This is a genomic window from Vibrio sp. T9, assembly GCF_003123985.1.
In the GTDB taxonomy this organism is placed as follows: Bacteria; Pseudomonadota; Gammaproteobacteria; order Enterobacterales; family Vibrionaceae; genus Vibrio; species Vibrio diabolicus.
On the sequence record NZ_NIGY01000152.1, the window covers coordinates 1 to 323 of the forward strand.

At 62.8% G+C, this 323-nt stretch carries 1 protein-coding gene; it reads left to right on the top strand.

The features are described 5' to 3' along the window. Nucleotides 1-323 (top strand): DUF3103 family protein (locus CBX98_RS25865; protein ID WP_146192939.1); only part of this gene is annotated, 323 nt, incomplete at both ends.

A 323-nucleotide genomic window follows, 5' to 3' on the forward strand; every position in this document is an offset into this window, starting at 1 on the left:
GCGGTGCCCATGCTGCTTATCGAGTCCGATAGCAGCGCGGCAATGCGTGCGGGCATTGCGGTGATGAATGAAACACTCCGTGATCGAGGCGTGCAAAGCGACAGGACCTCCCCCGCTTCGGTGACCGCCCTCAGCAACACGGCCGTCCCCAGTGGCGCCAAGGCGGAGCAGCTGACCATCCTCAAGCGCATCTATCTGACCAAGGACCACGAGCCGAACATCCAGGGTGACGCGGACATCTTCGCCATCGTTTCGGGCGTGGGTCCCGACGGCAAGGCCCAGATCATCACCAAGGACATGCCCTGGCTGGATCACGACAAGCG